The organism is Vulcaniibacterium gelatinicum (genome assembly GCF_008033445.1).
GTDB lineage: Bacteria > Pseudomonadota > Gammaproteobacteria > Xanthomonadales > Xanthomonadaceae > Vulcaniibacterium_B > Vulcaniibacterium_B gelatinicum.
Map to the genome: position 1 here is coordinate 1 of NZ_VNKO01000027.1, position 13,777 is coordinate 13,777.

Below are 13,777 nucleotides of genomic sequence, written 5' to 3' on the forward strand. Positions count from 1 at the left end.
AGGGCTATCGCCTGAAGGGCCGCACGCCGGCGATGGCGCTTCAGCAGGCGCTGCAGATCGACGCGCTGCCGCCGATGATCCCCGAGCCCGAGGAGACCGCAGAAACCATCCCTGATACCCTCGCCGCATGACCCCGTCGGCCAAGGCCAGGTGTCCGCCCCTCTCAGGGGCTACTGGAGGGGCGGACTGTCGGGGAAATACTCAACACGAACACCTTGGCTTGTGCTGCCTCGATGTCCTCGGCGGCATGGATCGCCTTGAGCATCGCCGCCACCTCGCGCACCTTGCCGCTGGGCACCACGCTGAACACGTTGCGGTAGAAGTGCACCACGCAGCGCTGCCAGCGGCTGTCCGGGTAGTGCTCGCCCAGGCTCTCCACCAGGCCGCCACACGCGTCGGAAATGAACACCTGCGGGGCGCCCAGGCCGCGCGCCTTCAGGTGGGCCAGAAAGCCGCTCCAGCCGGCCTTGTCCTCCTTCGCGCCCTCGGCCACGCCCAGCACCTTGCGATACCCGTCCGCGTCCACGCCGATCGCGACCAGCACCGACACGTTGCGCACCTCGCCCGCCCAGGTGCGCTTGAGCACGATCCCGTCCAGATACACGTAGGGGTAGCTTCCCGTGATCGCCTCGTTGCGCCAGGCCTCGATCCGCGCATAGACCTTCTGGTTCAAGCGGCTCACCGCCCCGGCGCTGACCCGCGTGCCCCACAGCGCCTCGGTGATGTCCTCGACCCGCCGCACCGACACCCCGGCCAGGTACATCTCGATCAGCGACTCCTCCACCGACGCCTCCCGCCGCCGGTAGCGCTCGATGATCGCCGTCTCCAGCGGCAGTTTGCGCAGCTTGGGCACCCTCAGCCTCACCTCGCCCGCTCTCGTATGCAGCGTGCGCTCATAGTGTCCGGCCAGCGTGTCCCGGCGCTGCTCGCTGCGCTCGTAGCGCCCCGCACCGCACACGCGGTCCGCTTCGGCGTCCAGCAGCCCGTTCAAGGTCTCCTCGACCGTGCTGCGCACGATGGTCCCGAGGTGGTCCTGGATCCGGGCCTCGTCGATCTTGATCACCTTGCCCAGGGCAGGCGTAGACTCGTTCATGGTGGTGGTCCTTGTTGATTGGTTGGAACGTCGCAGTCCCAAACTTCAGCCAGGGCCACCGCCTTCGTCAAATGTGCGAAACAAACGTTACGTCATCGTCGAGTTGCCTGCCGGTGTTCGCATGATGGCTGCTCCAGGGGTAATCGCCTGGTGTACCGACCATGCCGGCGCGCACCGGGTTGAGTTCGATGTACCGGTAGCAGGCGAGCGCGTAGCGATCGCTGTCTACCAACGCCGACTTGAAGCGCCCTTCCCAGAGCGTTCCGGTCCTGCGGTAGCGCGTGTTGAAGCAGGCGACGTAACGGCGACCGACCGCCTGCATCATTCGCGACAAGGCGCCCGGCCGTGGACGACAGCCGCAGCATGGCCGCAGGATGGCGGTGCGTCACTCGGAAAGCTGCACGGGCAGCGGTCGGAAATGAACCTGACCCCTTTTCCGGTCAGTCCAGCTCGCGGTGATGCACGGCGACGTCCTCCCAGCCGCGCGCGCGGAAGTGCTCGGCGAGGCGTTCGGCGAGGTACACGGAGCGGTGGCGGCCGCCGGTGCAGCCGAAGGCGACGGTGGCGTAGCTGCGGGCTTCGGTGCGCAGGTGCGGGAGCCAGTGGTCGAGGAAGGCGGTGACCTGGGCGAGGTAGGCGGCGACCGGGTCCTGGGCGTCGAGGAATTCGCGCACCGCGGCGTCGCGGCCGGAGAGCGGGCGCAGTTCGGGGTTCCAGTGCGGGTTGGGCAGCACCCGGGCGTCGAACACGAAGTCGGCGTCGGCGGGCACGCCGTGGCGGTAGGCGAAGGATTCGAACAGCAGCGAGGGGCCGGTGCTCTCGCTCAGGGCGAAGCGGGTGGTGATGTGGCGGCGCAGCTGGTGGACGTTGAGGTCGCTGGTGTCCACCACCTCGTCGGCGATTCGGCGCAGCGGGCGCAGCACCTGGCGTTCGAGCGAGATCGCGTCCGCCAGCGGCAGGCCGAGGTGGCTGAGCGGGTGGCGGCGGCGGGTGTCGGCGTAGCGGCGCAGCAGCACCTCGTCGCGGGTGTCGAAGAACAGCAGCTTCGGGTCGAAGCCGAGCTTGCCCACCGCCGAGAGCCACTCGGGGATGCTGGCGAGGTCGGTGTTGCGGTTGCGCACGTCAATGCCGACCGCGAGCTTGGCCGGGGTGGCCTCGTCGCCGGCGACGCTGCGCACGAACGCGGGCAGCAGTTCCGCCGGCAGGTTGTCCACGCAGTAGAAGCCGAGGTCCTCGAAGGTGTTCAGCGCCACCGACTTGCCCGAGCCGGACATGCCGCTGACCACCACCAGGCTGGGCGCGGCCGGGTGCGCGGGCGCCAGGCTCATGGCGTGCCCCGTTCCAGGAAATGGCTGTGCCGGGCCATGAACGCGGCCGCGGGGTCCACGCCCTTGGCGCGCAGGATGTGCATGCGGGTGGCGGCCTCGGTCAGCACCGCGAGGTTGCGGCCGGGCATCACCGGCAGGGTGATCATGGGCACGTCGAGGTCGAGCACGCGGCGGCTGCCGAGGTCGCCGGTGATGCGTTCGATGCCGCCGGGATGCGGTTCGAGCTGCGGCCGGGTCAGGTGCACGATCAGGCGCAGGTACTTGTTCCGCTTCACCGCGGTGTCGCCGAACATCTCGCGCACGTTGAGCACGCCCAGGCCGCGCACTTCGAGCAGGTCCTGGAGCAGCTCGGGGCAGGTGCCGTCCAGCACGTCGGGCGCGATCTGGGTGAACTCGGGCGCGTCGTCGGCGACCAGGCGGTGGCCACGGGTGAGCAGCTCCAGCGCGAGCTCGCTCTTGCCCGAGCCGGACTCGCCGGTGATCAGCACGCCGATCGAGTAGATCTCCATGAACACCCCGTGCAGGGTGACGCGCGGGGCGAGCGTGCGCGCGAGCCGGTACAGCAGGTGGTTGAGCAGCTCGTGGCCGCGCCGCGGCGAGGACCACAGCGGGGTGTGCGACTCCTCGGCGGCGGCGCGCAGGTCCTCCGGGCAGCGCTGGTTCTTGCTGATCACCAGCGCGAGCGGGCGGAACTGGATGATCTTCTCGATCGTCTCCCAGCGCTGGCGCGCGTCGAGCGCGTCGAGCCAGGACAGTTCCTCGGTGCCGAGGATCTGCACCTTGTTGGGGTAGATGATGTTGAGGTAGCCGGCGAGCGAGGGCCGGCGGGCGACGGTCTCCACCGCCTCGAGCACGCGGTCCTCGCCGGCGCGGCCGGCGATCCAGCTCAGTTCCAGCCGTTCGCGCTGCTGGTCGAACAGCTCGCGGGCGGTGATGCGGGCGTTCATGCGGCGTCTTCGAGCAGGAGCGAGCGCAGGCGGGCGAGGTCGGGCGCGGCGCGCAGGCTGGCGCGGAACCCGGGGTCGGCGAAGCGCGCGGCGAGTTCGGCGAGCAGTTGCAGGTGCTGCTGCACGTAATGCTCGGGCACCGCCATCGCGAACACCAGGTCCACCGGCTGGCCGTCGGCGGCGTCGAAGTCCACCGGGCGGTCCAGGCGCAGGAACGCGCCGCGCGCGTCCTCGAAGGCGTCGGTGCGGCCGTGCGGGATGGCGATGCCGTGGCCGATCGCGGTGCTGCCCAGCCGTTCGCGGCTGCGCAGGCTGGCGCCGATCGCCTGCGCGCGCGGGGTGCGCTCGGCGATGCCGGCGTCGGCGAGCAGGCGTGCGGCGGCGTCGAGCACGGCGTCGCGGTCGCCGGGCTCGACCAGGATGACGATCCGCTCGGCGTTCAGCAGCTGGCTGAGGGGCATCCGCGGGCCGGGCGTCAGCCGTAGCTGCGAGCGGCGCTGTTGCCGCGGTGCTGGTCCACCAGCTTCTCCTTGTGCTTGAGCAGGAGGCGGTCGAGCTTGTCGGCGAGCAGATCAATGGCGGCGTACATGTTCTCGGCCGAGGCGTCGGCGTGCAGGGTGCGGCCGCCGATGCTGATGTTGGCCTCGGCCTTGTGCGCCGGCTTGTCCAGGCTCAGCTGGGTGCGCACCTCGAAGGGCTGGTCGAAATGCCGGGCCAGGCGCGCGAGCTTGCTTTCCACGTAGCTGCGCAGCGCCGGCGTGACTTCGATCTGCTGGCCGTGGGTCTCGATACGCATCGTCCACCTCCTTCGTCAGGTCCGGGGATGAGGGTAGCGCGCCGGCGGCCCGCTGGGCAGTCCGTCCGGCCGGATCCGGGCGGTCAGTCCATGCGGACGCGCTCGTGGGAGGCCGGGATGTTCATCGCTTCCCGGTACTTGGCGACGGTGCGGCGCGCCACCGGGACGCCGGTGGCCTTCAGGGTCTCGGCCAGGCGCGCGTCGGAGAGCGGCTTGCGCGGGTTCTCGGCCTCGATGAGACGCCGGATCATGGCCTGGATCGCGGTGCTGGAGGTTTCGCCGCCGGCGCCGGTCTCGATGCCGGAGGCGAAGAAGGCGCGCAGGGGGATGGTTCCACGCGGGGTGCGCGCGTACTTGCGCGCGATCGCGCGCGAGATGGTGGATTCGTGCAGGCCGACCTCGGCGGCGACCTCGCGCAGGGTCAGGGGGCGCAGCGCCTGTTCGCCGAACTCCAGGAAGGCGGCCTGTTCGCGCACCAGGCAGCGCATCACCTTGAGCAGGGTCTCGCCGCGCGCCTTCAGGCTCTTGAGCAGCCAGCGCGCCTCCTGCAGGCGGCCGCGCAGGTAGGCGGCGTCGGCCTCGTCGGCGGAGCGGATCAGGCGTTCGTAGCCGCGGTGGATGGAGACCGGGGGCAGGGCGCCGGCGGCCAGCGCCACCCGCCACTGGCCGTGCTCGCGCCAGACCACGCAGTCGGGGACGATGTAGGTGTCGGCGCCCAGGCCGCCATGCTGGGCGCCGGGGCGGGGGTCGAGCGAGCGCAGCAGTTGCACCGCGCCCTCGACCTCGGCCAGCGGTAGACCGAGTTCCTGGGCCAGGCCCGGCACGCCGGCGCGGGGCAGGCGTTCGAGCCAGTGCTCGGCCAGGGACAGGGCCAAGGCCCGGCCCGGGGTGGCCTCCGGCAGCAGCTCGAGTTGCAGGCGCAGGCATTCGGCCAGGCAGCGGGCGCCGACCCCGACCGGGTCGAAGTGCTGCACCCGGTGCAGTACGGTGACGATCTCGTCCTCGGTGACCCCGAGCTCGGCCGGCAGGGCCGCGGCGATGTCCGCGAGCGGGGCGCGCAGGTAACCGTCGGCGTCAATGGCCTCGATCAGGGCCGCCCCGATCAGGCGGTCGCGGGGCGAGAGGGCGCTCAGGTGCAGTTGCCACAGCAGGTGGTCCTGCAGGGTCTCGGGCTCGGCCGCCTGGTCCGCGGGGGGAGCATCCTCGTCCGGCGCGTGGCCGCCGCCGGCCGTGGCCGGCCACGGTTCCTCCGGTTCCCAGGCGGGGGTGTCCTCCTCGGGCGGCGCCTGGCCGGGCTCGGATTCCGCGGCCGCCGGCGCCGGCTCGGCCTCCTCCGCGCCCCGCGGCTCGGGTTCGGCCCAGTCCAGCAGGGGGTTGCTCTCCACCGCCTGGCGGATCTCCTGCTCCAGCTCCGGCTGCGACAACTGCAGCAGGCGGATCGCCTGGCGCAGCTGGGGCGTCATCACCAGATGCTGACCGAGCGAGGCTTGCAGGCGGGGCTTCATGTCGTATCCGTGTCAACGCGGCCGGCCGGCGCCGTCGGCCGCGCGCCCGTCAGAGGCGGAAGGCCTCGCCGAGATAGACGCGACGGACGTCCGGGTTCGCCAGCAGCGCCTCCGGAGCCCCCTGGGCGAGCACGCTGCCTTCGTTGAGGATATACGCCCGGTCGCAGATGCCCAAGGTTTCCCGGACGTTGTGGTCCGTGATCAGGACCCCGATGCCGCGCGACTTGAGGTGGCGGACGATGCGCTGGATCTCGCCGACCGAGATCGGATCCACGCCGGCGAAGGGCTCGTCGAGCAGCATCAGCCGCGGCCGTGCGGCCAGGGCACGCGCGATCTCCACCCGCCGGCGTTCGCCGCCGGACAGGCTGGCGCCGCTCTGGCCGGCGACGTGTCCGACCTGCAGCTCGTCCAGCAGCCGTTCGAGTTCGCGCTCGCGCCCGGCGGCGTCGAGGTCGTCGCGCAGTTCGAGCACCAGGCGCAGGTTGTCGGCGACGCTGAGCTTGCGGAACACCGACGGTTCCTGCGGCAGGTAGCCCACGCCGAGCTTGGCGCGCACGTACATCGGCTGGTCGGTGATGTCGCGGCCGTCGAGCACGATGCGGCCGGCGTCGGCCGGCACCAGGCCGACGATCATGTAGAAGCAGGTGGTCTTGCCGGCGCCGTTGGGGCCGAGCAGGCCGACCACTTCGCCCGCATCCAGGCTCAGGCCGAAATCGCGCACGACCTCGCGCGCGCGGTAACGCTTGCGCAGTCCGCTGGCGACCAGCATCAGGGCGCGCCTCCGTCCGGCGTGCGCGCGCCACGCGGCAGGATCCGCATCTTGACCCGGCCCGCGCCCTGGCCGCCGCTTTCGACCCGGCCGCTCTGCAGGTTGTAGACCACGCGCTGGCCGCTCATCGTGCCGCGCGGCTGGGTGATCTCGACGTTGCCGGTGAAGGTCACGATCTCGGTGCGCAGGTCGTAGTCCACGCGCGCGGCGCGCGCGGTCATCGGCGTGCCGTCGTCCATCTGCTGCTTGAGCACCGTGGGCGAGCCGGTCAGCACCGCCCGTACCGGGTCGCCGCCGGCAAGGGTGATCTCGGCGCGGTCGGAGCGGATGTCGAGGCTGCCCTGGCGGATGACCACTCCGCCGGTGAGCAGGGTGACGCCGTTGCCGTCCATCGAGCCTTCCTGGTAGCCGGCCTCGATGTCCATCGGCTGGTTGCGATCCGACGAGCGCGCGAACGCGGTGCCTGCCGCGAGCAGCGCGGCGAGCGCAAGGACGGACAGCGGGTCAGCGGGTCGGCGCATAGCGGTTGTGCACGTCGGCAAGCAGCGCGTACCGCTTGCGGTCGAGGTCGGCGCGGAAGCCACGGCCGCGCAGTATAGAGCCCGGGCGGGTGATGGTGACCACGTCGGGCGTGCTCGCCAGGTTTCGTTCGGGGTACACGTTCAGGCTCTGCGTGGCGAAGGTGAGCTTCGGCGTGATCGTGGGCGGGCTTTCCGCGACCACATCTCCGCGCAGACGCACCTCGTCGCCGTCGGCGCTGACCCAGCCGGTGCGTGCGCGCATCACCCAGTGGCCGCCTTCGCGCGCGGGGAAGCGGAACTCGGGCGTGGCCAGGGCCATGGTGCGGTCGCCGGGATGGCGTTCCAGATGCGGGCCGCGCAGGATGAAGGCCTCGCGGCCCCGGCTGTCGAGCGCAACCAGTTCGAAGTCGTGCAGCAGGTAGTCTGCCCGCGCCTGCGCCATGCTCGCGAGCTGTGGCGCCGAGCGCTGCGTCCACACCGCCCAGCCGCTGATCGCGGCGGCCACCAGCAGCGCCAGGCCGAGCAGGCCGCGCCAGCTCACCGTGTGCCTCCGCCGGCATCGGCCGGCACGGCGTGCGCGGCGGATTCGCCTAGGATCGCCTCGACCCGGCCCTGCGCGAGCAGCAGCAGGTCGCACAGCTCGCGCACCGCGCCCGCGCCGCCGCGGGCCTGCGTGCGCCAGTGCACGCGCGCGGCGATCCACGGGTGCGCGTCGGCCGGCGCCACCGCCAGGCCCGCGTGCCGCAGCGCGGTCAGGTCGGGCAGGTCGTCGCCCATGAACGCGACCTGCTCCGGCGCCAGCGCCAGCCGTTCGCGCAGCGTCTCCATGCATGCGCGCTTGTCGGCCACGCCCATGTGCGCCTCGATCCCGAGTTCGGCCGCGCGCCGCTCGACCATCGGACTGCGCCGCGCGGTGACCAGCGCGACGTGCACCCCGGCGCGGCGCAGCAGCACCAGGCCCTGGCCGTCGTGGACATGGAACGCCTTGAGCTCGCGGCCCTCGCCGTCGAAATACAGGCGGCCGTCGGTCAGCGTGCCGTCCACGTCAAGGCCGAGCAGGCGGATCCTGGCGGCGCGGGCGAGCAGCGCGGGATCGTGTTCGACGCTCATACCACCCGCGCCCGCAGCAGGTCGTGGATGTTGAGTGCGCCGACCACCCTGCCGGCGTCGTCCACCACCACCAGCGCGTTGATCTTGTGCGCTTCCATCAGCTGCGCGGCCTCGACCGCGAGCGCGTCGGCGTGGATGGTCTTGGGCGTGCGCGTCATCACCTCGGCGATGCGGGTGTGGCGCAGGTCCACGGTCGCATCGTCGAGGGTGCGGCGCAGGTCGCCGTCGGTGTACAGGCCGAGCAGACGATCCTCGGCGTCCACCACCGCGCTCATGCCCAGGCGCTTGCGGCTCATCTCCACCAGGGTCTCGCTGATGCTCGCGGTCTCGCGCACCTTCGGCACGTCCTCGCCGTGGTGCATCACGTCGCGGATGTGCAGCAGCAGGCGGCGGCCGAGCGCGCCGGCCGGGTGCGAGCGGGCGAAGTCCTCGGCAGTGAAGCCGCGCGCCTCGAGCAGCGCCACCGCGAGCGCGTCGCCCATCGCCAGCGCCGCGGTGGTGCTGGCGGTGGGGGCAAGGTCGAGCGGGCAGGCCTCGGCCGGCACGCTCACGTCCAGGTGCAGGTCGGCCTCGCGGGCGAGGGTGGAGGTGGCGCGGCCGGTCATCGCGATCAGGCGGTTGCCCTGGCGCTTGAGCACCGGCAGCAGCATCAGCAGCTCGTCGCTCTCGCCCGAGTTCGACAGCGCCAGCACCACGTCGGCGTCGGTGACCATGCCCAGGTCGCCGTGGCCGGCCTCGCCGGGGTGCATGTAGAAGGCCGGGGTGCCGGTCGAGGCCAGGGTGGCGGCGATCTTGCGCGCGACGTGGCCCGACTTGCCCATGCCGGTGCAGACCACGCGCCCGCGGCACTCGAGCATCAGCCGGCAGGCGGCGCTGAACTGGCCGTCGATGCGCGCGGCGACCGCGGCCAGGCCGCGCGCCTCGATCTCGAACACGCGCCGGCCGCTGGCGGCGAAGTCGAAGGGCTCGGGAGTGGGGGCGGGGGACGCCATCGGCGTGGGGCTTCCGCTAGACTGAACGCACCATTCTAAGCCGAACCGCCCGAACCCTCCGGCGGCGGCCCGTTCCCCGAGTTGCGATGACCCCCGACCTGATCCGACAGCTGATCGAACAGGGCCTGCCCGGCGCCCGCGCCGAGGTCCGCGGCGACGACGGCGTGCACTTCGAGGCCACCGTGGTCTGCGAGGCGTTCCGCGGCAAGCTGCCGCTGGCCCGCCACCGCATGGTGTACGCCACCCTCGGCGAGCGCATGGGCGGGGAGATCCACGCCCTGGCGCTGCGGACCCTGACGCCGGAAGAAGCGGGGCACTGACCGTGCAGAAGATCGTGGTCGAAGGCGGCATCCCGCTGCACGGCGAGGTCCGCATCTCCGGGGCCAAGAACGCGGTGCTGCCGATCCTGTGCGCGACCCTGCTCGCGGACGAGCCGGTGGAGATCAGCAACGTCCCGCACCTGCACGACGTGGTGACCACGGCCAAGCTGCTCGGCGGCCTGGGCGCGGGCATCACCATCGACCAGGGCACGATCGGCAGCGGCGGCGAGAGCGCGATCGTGGTGGATCCGCGCAGCGTCTCCAGCCACGTTGCGCCATACGAGCTGGTCAAGACCATGCGCGCCTCGGTGCTGGTGCTGGGGCCGCTGCTGGCGCGCTACGGCGACGCCGAGGTCTCGCTGCCCGGCGGCTGCGCGATCGGCTCGCGGCCGGTGGACCAGCACATCAAGGGCCTGCAGGCGTTGGGCGCCGAGATCAGCGTGGACCACGGCTTCATCAAGGCGCGCGCGAAGCGGCTGCGCGGCGCGCACCACGTGTTCGAGATGGTCAGCGTGGGCGCGACCGAGAACGTGCTGATGGCGGCGGCCCTGGCCGAGGGCACCACGGTGCTCGAGAACGCGGCGATGGAGCCGGAGATCGCCGACCTGGCCGAGTGCCTGAACGCGATGGGCGCGCGGATCAGCGGCGCGGGCACGCCACGGATCGTGGTCGAGGGCGTGCCGCGGCTGCACGGCTGCCGTCACGCGGTGATCGCCGACCGGATCGAGACCGGCACCTTCCTGGTCGCCGCGGCGATGACCGGCGGCCGCGTGACCGCGCGCCGCACCCGCCCCGACACGCTCGAGGCGGTGCTGGAGAAGCTGCGCGAGGCCGGGGCGACGGTGACGGTCGAGGACGACCGCATCACCCTGGACATGCACGGCCGCCGTCCGCGCGCGGTGGACATCACCACCCGTCCGCATCCCGGCTTCCCCACCGACATGCAGGCCCAGTTCATGGCCATGAACTGCATCGCCGAGGGCGTGGGGGTGATCAACGAGACGATCTTCGAGAACCGCTTCATGCACGTGAACGAGCTGCTGCGGCTCGGCGCCGACATCCGCGTCGAGGGCCACACCGCGGTGGTGCGCGGGGTGGAGCGGCTCGGCGGCGCGCCGGTGATGGCCACCGACCTGCGCGCCTCGGCCTCGCTGGTGCTCGCCGGACTGGTGGCCGAGGGCGAAACGGTGGTGGACCGCATCTACCACCTCGACCGCGGCTACGAGCACATCGAGGAGAAGCTCGGCGGCCTGGGCGCGCGGATCCGGCGCATCGGCTGAACGCCGCGCTGCGGCTTCAGCGCAGCGTCTTCACCCGCAGGTCGATCTCGTCCTTGCCGTTGCGCCGCTGCAGGATCCGCGCCGGCACCGGCAGGCCGTCCACCACCCAGGCGATGGTCTGCTTCTCGCCGTCGGTGCGCACCACGCGCGTGGCCTGGCGGACCTTGCCGCCGATGCTGAGCGGTTCGCGGCCGGCGACGGTGTAGTGCAGCTCGCGCACCCGGCCGTCGTCCACCATGCGGTAGCGCAGCGGGCGGCCGGCGGCCAGGTCGCGGGCCACCGCCAGGTTGACCAGCAGCGCGTCGAGGTCGCCTGGCTGCAGCTTCACCGGCCCGGCGCGTTCGGGCTTGACGTCTCCGCTCCAGGTGGCCACGCCGCGTTCCCAGTCGTAGATCGCGGTCTTGCGGTTGCGCTTGACCAGCAGCAGCGAGGTGTCGCTGCCCGACAGCGGTCGCCACTGGCCGTTGCGATCCTCGAACTCGGTGATCTGCTCGAGGGTGGCGATCGCGTTGCGGATGTCCAGGCGGTAGCGCCAGCGGCCCTCGCCCTCGCGCGTGAGCACCATCCGGCCCTCGGCCTGCAGGCCCATGTAGCTCGCGCTGTACTCCAGATCGAATGGTTCCAGCGCGAGCGCCGGTGGCGTCAGCACTGCAAGCAGCAGGGCAAGGGAGAGCAGCAGCACGCAACGCCGCCCGGCGCGGGTTGACGCGGGTGCCGCAACGGAGGGATCCGGACGCATGGCGACAGGACACATCAGCTTTCCTCGGGATGCAGACGGCCATTGGAATCTAGACGCAGCGGGTGCAACAGCGGATGACCGTCGAGGAGCACGGTCGCGCCGCATTCAGCCAGGCGGCCGCTCGTCGCCAGCGCCACCGTCGCCACCAGCAGCGGGTGTTCGACCGTGAGCACGCGTGCGGCCAGGCGCTCGGGGGTGTCGTCCGGCCGTACCGGCACCACCGCCTGCGCGATCACCGCGCCGGCGTCGAGTTCGGGGGTCACGAAGTGCACGCTGGCACCGTGTTCGCGTTCGCCGGCGGCGAGCGCGCGGGCATGGGTGCGCAGGCCGGGGTATTTGGGCAGCAGCGAGGGGTGGATGTTGAGCAGGCGGCCGCGGAAACGGGCGACGAAGGCATCGCCGAGGATGCGCATGTAGCCGGCGCACACGATCCAGTCCGGCGCGCAGGCGGCGACCGCGCCGGCCAGCGCGGCGTCGAAGTCCTCGCGCCGGGCACAGGCGCGCGCGTCGCGGGCCCAGCGCAGCGCCGCCGGCACGCGCTGCAGCGCCGGGGCGTCGGGGCGGTCGGAGAACACGCCGACGACCTGCGCGTCCAGCGTGCTTGCCGCGATCGCGTCGAGCAGCGCCTGCAGGTTGCTGCCGCGGCCGGAGGCGAGGACGGCAAGGCGAGGGAAAGGGGTCGGAGTCATTTTTGACGGGGAAAGGGGTCGGGGAAAGGGGTCAGAGTCATTTTTCGCAAAAAATGACTCTGAAGACTCATGTCGCCGCCTCCTGAGGGTGGCGGTACGTTCGTGTTGCCAAACGCGAATGTCCGCACCCAGGAGGCGACGAAGATGTCACTTTATGCCGCTTGCGACCTGCATTCCAACAACACCGTTCTCGCAGTCATTGATGACACTGGCTCCCTGCGATGCCGCCAGAGGCTGCCCAACGAGCTGGGCCTGATCGATGCTGCATTGGCTCCGTTCCGGGATGGCCTGTGCGGTGTGGCGGTGGAATCGACCTACAACGCCTACTGGCTGATCGACGGGCTGCAGGCAGCAGGCTACCCAGCGCAGATGGTCAACACGTTGGCCGTGCCTCAGTACGCAGGACTGAAGTTCGGTGATGACGATTCCGATGCCCGCCACCTGGCGAACCTGATGCGTCTCGGGCTGCTGCCGACAGCCTACATCTATCCGCGCGAGCAGCGACCGCTGCGCGACCTGCTGCGTCGACGCATGCTGTTGATCCAGCAGTCGGTACGCCTGCTGCACTCGGTGCAGGGCTACTGGGCGCGCGCCACCGGCCATCGCCTCTCGGCCAACGACTTCCGCCACCTCACCCGAAGTCAGCTTTCACAGACCTTCCGCGACCCAACGGAACTGTTTGCCGTCGTCAGCCTGCTGCAGGCATGGCGAAGCCTCCAGGAAAAGGCCCATGCCATGGAGGAATGGCTGGCCGAGGACCTCCGACGCCGTTCGGACCTGGTGGCGCTACGCACGGTACCCGGGATCGGCCTGGTACTGGGGCTTACGATCGTGATGGAGAGCGGCAACGTCTCACGCTTCGACGACGTCGGCCAGTACGCGTCGTATTGCCGGCTTGTGCCGGCCGGCCGCTATTCCAACGGCAAGCTCAAGGCAGCGGGCAATCGCAAGTGCGGCAACCGATACCTCGCCTGGGCGTGGATGGAGGCCGCCAACTTCGCCATTCGCTTCGACCCCGCGATCCGCGGCTGGTACCAGCGCAACGCCGCCCGCAAGCCGCGATTGGTCGCACTGAAGGCGGTCGCCCACAAGCTCGCGCGTGCAGGCTTCTACCTGCTGCGCGACGGCGGCCGCTTTGACGTACATCGTGCTTTTGCCTGACCGGTTTGCGGCCGTGAGCCTGCAACAGGGGTTTGGCATCCAGCCAGCGAATCTGAAGAGGTCCGGCCGCAAACCACCATGACACCGCCCGTCGCTCGAGCCCGCATGGGGTGGTCTGCAAGACCGCGACTCTGAGGCGCCAGACGCCTGTGGACGATCCGACGGACAACCGGAAGAGTGTTGGGCGCAGTAATGCGTGGGCGGCGCAAGCCGCTAGATCCCGAAGGGTGACGGAGGCGGTGACCCGCCTCGCATCAACAACACCACCGGAGCCGGTGTATCAGGTCAAGCACCCATCCATCGGCCCGGACACGGGAGAAGAGCGCTCGTGCCTATTGACTGGGGCGGCGAAATGGTGACCCCTTTTAGGTTCCTTTTAGGTTGGTTCTTTTAGGTTTTTTTTGGCGCTGTTCGCGTTGATTGTTGATCGTCTCAGTCGGTGAGCCGGCCCGAGCGCAGGCTTTCCCCGTGGCCTGAGGTGTTCGGGCGGGGAGAGGACGGTATGCGGGCACGTGAACTCAAGCGCT

Annotated in this window: 15 protein-coding genes and 2 pseudogenes; 3 read left to right on the forward strand and 14 right to left on the reverse strand. The window is 70.9% G+C overall.

Translation table 11 applies throughout. From position 1 onward, the window contains the following. Window positions 1-214: 214 nt before the first annotated feature. The 12 genes and pseudogenes from FPV26_RS12225 to FPV26_RS12280 all read right to left on the reverse strand — a co-directional run. A pseudogene (locus tag FPV26_RS12225) lies at window positions 215-1,093 on the reverse strand (IS256 family transposase); the annotation flags it as partial. A 115-nt stretch (window positions 1,094-1,208) separates the two neighbouring features. After that, window positions 1,209-1,433, reverse strand: a pseudogene (locus FPV26_RS12230) (transposase); the annotation flags it as partial. A gap of 100 nt (window positions 1,434-1,533) precedes the next feature. After that, window positions 1,534-2,421, reverse strand: a complete 888-nt coding sequence (gene rapZ, locus FPV26_RS12235) for an RNase adapter RapZ (RefSeq protein WP_147654156.1) — start codon at window positions 2,419-2,421, stop codon at window positions 1,534-1,536. Continuing rightward, a complete protein-coding gene (gene hprK / locus FPV26_RS12240; protein ID WP_147654157.1) occupies window positions 2,418-3,368 on the reverse strand; it encodes an HPr(Ser) kinase/phosphatase in 951 nt (316 codons plus the stop codon). The genes rapZ and hprK overlap by 4 nt, the downstream gene beginning before the upstream one ends. Next, entirely contained in the window at window positions 3,365-3,829 is a 465-nt protein-coding gene (locus tag FPV26_RS12245) for a PTS sugar transporter subunit IIA (protein WP_147654158.1), read from the reverse strand. Before FPV26_RS12245 ends, hprK begins: the two co-directional genes overlap by 4 nt. Window positions 3,830-3,843: 14 nt before the next feature. After that, window positions 3,844-4,164, reverse strand: coding sequence for a ribosome hibernation-promoting factor, HPF/YfiA family (gene hpf, locus FPV26_RS12250; protein WP_147654159.1), 321 nt, complete (start codon window positions 4,162-4,164; stop codon window positions 3,844-3,846). Window positions 4,165-4,247: 83 nt separating this feature from the next. Next, window positions 4,248-5,669: an RNA polymerase factor sigma-54 gene (locus FPV26_RS12255; protein ID WP_147654160.1), complete on the reverse strand. Its 1,422-nt coding sequence runs from the start codon at window positions 5,667-5,669 to the stop codon at window positions 4,248-4,250. Between the two features lie 49 nt (window positions 5,670-5,718). Further along, window positions 5,719-6,438, reverse strand: a complete 720-nt coding sequence (gene lptB / locus FPV26_RS12260) for an LPS export ABC transporter ATP-binding protein (protein ID WP_147654161.1) — start codon at window positions 6,436-6,438, stop codon at window positions 5,719-5,721. Then, window positions 6,438-6,959, reverse strand: coding sequence for a lipopolysaccharide transport periplasmic protein LptA (lptA, locus tag FPV26_RS12265; protein WP_147654162.1), 522 nt, complete (start codon window positions 6,957-6,959; stop codon window positions 6,438-6,440). Before lptA ends, lptB begins: the two co-directional genes overlap by 1 nt. After that, window positions 6,943-7,500, reverse strand: a complete 558-nt coding sequence (gene lptC, locus FPV26_RS12270) for an LPS export ABC transporter periplasmic protein LptC (RefSeq protein ID WP_147654163.1) — start codon at window positions 7,498-7,500, stop codon at window positions 6,943-6,945. The genes lptA and lptC overlap by 17 nt, the downstream gene beginning before the upstream one ends. Continuing rightward, window positions 7,497-8,069 carry a KdsC family phosphatase gene (locus FPV26_RS12275; protein ID WP_147654164.1) on the reverse strand — a complete coding sequence of 191 codons (573 nt, stop codon included), beginning with the start codon at window positions 8,067-8,069 and terminating at the stop codon, window positions 7,497-7,499. Before FPV26_RS12275 ends, lptC begins: the two co-directional genes overlap by 4 nt. Beyond that, complete coding sequence (locus FPV26_RS12280; protein ID WP_147654165.1) at window positions 8,066-9,061, reverse strand: KpsF/GutQ family sugar-phosphate isomerase; 996 nt, start codon at window positions 9,059-9,061, stop codon at window positions 8,066-8,068. Before FPV26_RS12280 ends, FPV26_RS12275 begins: the two co-directional genes overlap by 4 nt. 86 nt (window positions 9,062-9,147) lie before the next feature. Here FPV26_RS12280 and FPV26_RS12285 point away from each other — a divergent pair, with 86 nt between their 5' ends. After that, window positions 9,148-9,381: a BolA family protein gene (locus tag FPV26_RS12285; protein ID WP_147654166.1), complete on the forward strand. Its 234-nt coding sequence runs from the start codon at window positions 9,148-9,150 to the stop codon at window positions 9,379-9,381. 2 nt (window positions 9,382-9,383) lie between these two features. After that, on the forward strand, window positions 9,384-10,661 hold the full coding sequence (murA, locus tag FPV26_RS12290) for a UDP-N-acetylglucosamine 1-carboxyvinyltransferase (RefSeq protein WP_147654167.1): 1,278 nt from the start codon (window positions 9,384-9,386) through the stop codon (window positions 10,659-10,661). 16 nt (window positions 10,662-10,677) lie between these two features. On the opposite strand, the gene FPV26_RS12295 is transcribed toward murA, so the two are convergent. Continuing rightward, window positions 10,678-11,343, reverse strand: coding sequence for a DUF3108 domain-containing protein (locus tag FPV26_RS12295; protein ID WP_425473103.1), 666 nt, complete (start codon window positions 11,341-11,343; stop codon window positions 10,678-10,680). A gap of 71 nt (window positions 11,344-11,414) precedes the next feature. Beyond that, window positions 11,415-12,089: a phosphoribosylglycinamide formyltransferase gene (gene purN / locus FPV26_RS12300; RefSeq protein ID WP_147654168.1), complete on the reverse strand. Its 675-nt coding sequence runs from the start codon at window positions 12,087-12,089 to the stop codon at window positions 11,415-11,417. A gap of 144 nt (window positions 12,090-12,233) precedes the next feature. Between purN and FPV26_RS12305 the strand changes: the two genes are divergently transcribed. After that, window positions 12,234-13,250, forward strand: a complete 1,017-nt coding sequence (locus tag FPV26_RS12305) for an IS110 family RNA-guided transposase (protein WP_147654169.1) — start codon at window positions 12,234-12,236, stop codon at window positions 13,248-13,250. The last annotated feature ends 527 nt before the right edge of the window (window positions 13,251-13,777 follow it).

What these genes read in the sequence shown, in the direction of transcription:
- rapZ (WP_147654156.1), bottom strand. Translation starts at nt 2,421, where the DNA reads ATGAGCCTGGCGCCCGCGCACCCGGCCGCGCCCAGCCTGGTGGTGGTC.
- hprK (WP_147654157.1), bottom strand. Translation starts at nt 3,368, where the DNA reads ATGAACGCCCGCATCACCGCCCGCGAGCTGTTCGACCAGCAGCGCGAA.
- FPV26_RS12245 (WP_147654158.1), bottom strand. Translation starts at nt 3,829, where the DNA reads ATGCCCCTCAGCCAGCTGCTGAACGCCGAGCGGATCGTCATCCTGGTC.
- hpf (WP_147654159.1), bottom strand. Translation starts at nt 4,164, where the DNA reads ATGCGTATCGAGACCCACGGCCAGCAGATCGAAGTCACGCCGGCGCTG.
- FPV26_RS12255 (WP_147654160.1), bottom strand. Translation starts at nt 5,669, where the DNA reads ATGAAGCCCCGCCTGCAAGCCTCGCTCGGTCAGCATCTGGTGATGACG.
- lptB (WP_147654161.1), bottom strand. Translation starts at nt 6,438, where the DNA reads ATGCTGGTCGCCAGCGGACTGCGCAAGCGTTACCGCGCGCGCGAGGTC.
- lptA (WP_147654162.1), bottom strand. Translation starts at nt 6,959, where the DNA reads ATGCGCCGACCCGCTGACCCGCTGTCCGTCCTTGCGCTCGCCGCGCTG.
- FPV26_RS12275 (WP_147654164.1), bottom strand. Translation starts at nt 8,069, where the DNA reads ATGAGCGTCGAACACGATCCCGCGCTGCTCGCCCGCGCCGCCAGGATC.
- FPV26_RS12280 (WP_147654165.1), bottom strand. Translation starts at nt 9,061, where the DNA reads ATGGCGTCCCCCGCCCCCACTCCCGAGCCCTTCGACTTCGCCGCCAGC.
- FPV26_RS12285 (WP_147654166.1), top strand. Translation starts at nt 9,148, where the DNA reads ATGACCCCCGACCTGATCCGACAGCTGATCGAACAGGGCCTGCCCGGC.
- purN (WP_147654168.1), bottom strand. Translation starts at nt 12,089, where the DNA reads ATGACTCCGACCCCTTTCCCTCGCCTTGCCGTCCTCGCCTCCGGCCGC.
- FPV26_RS12305 (WP_147654169.1), top strand. Translation starts at nt 12,234, where the DNA reads ATGTCACTTTATGCCGCTTGCGACCTGCATTCCAACAACACCGTTCTC.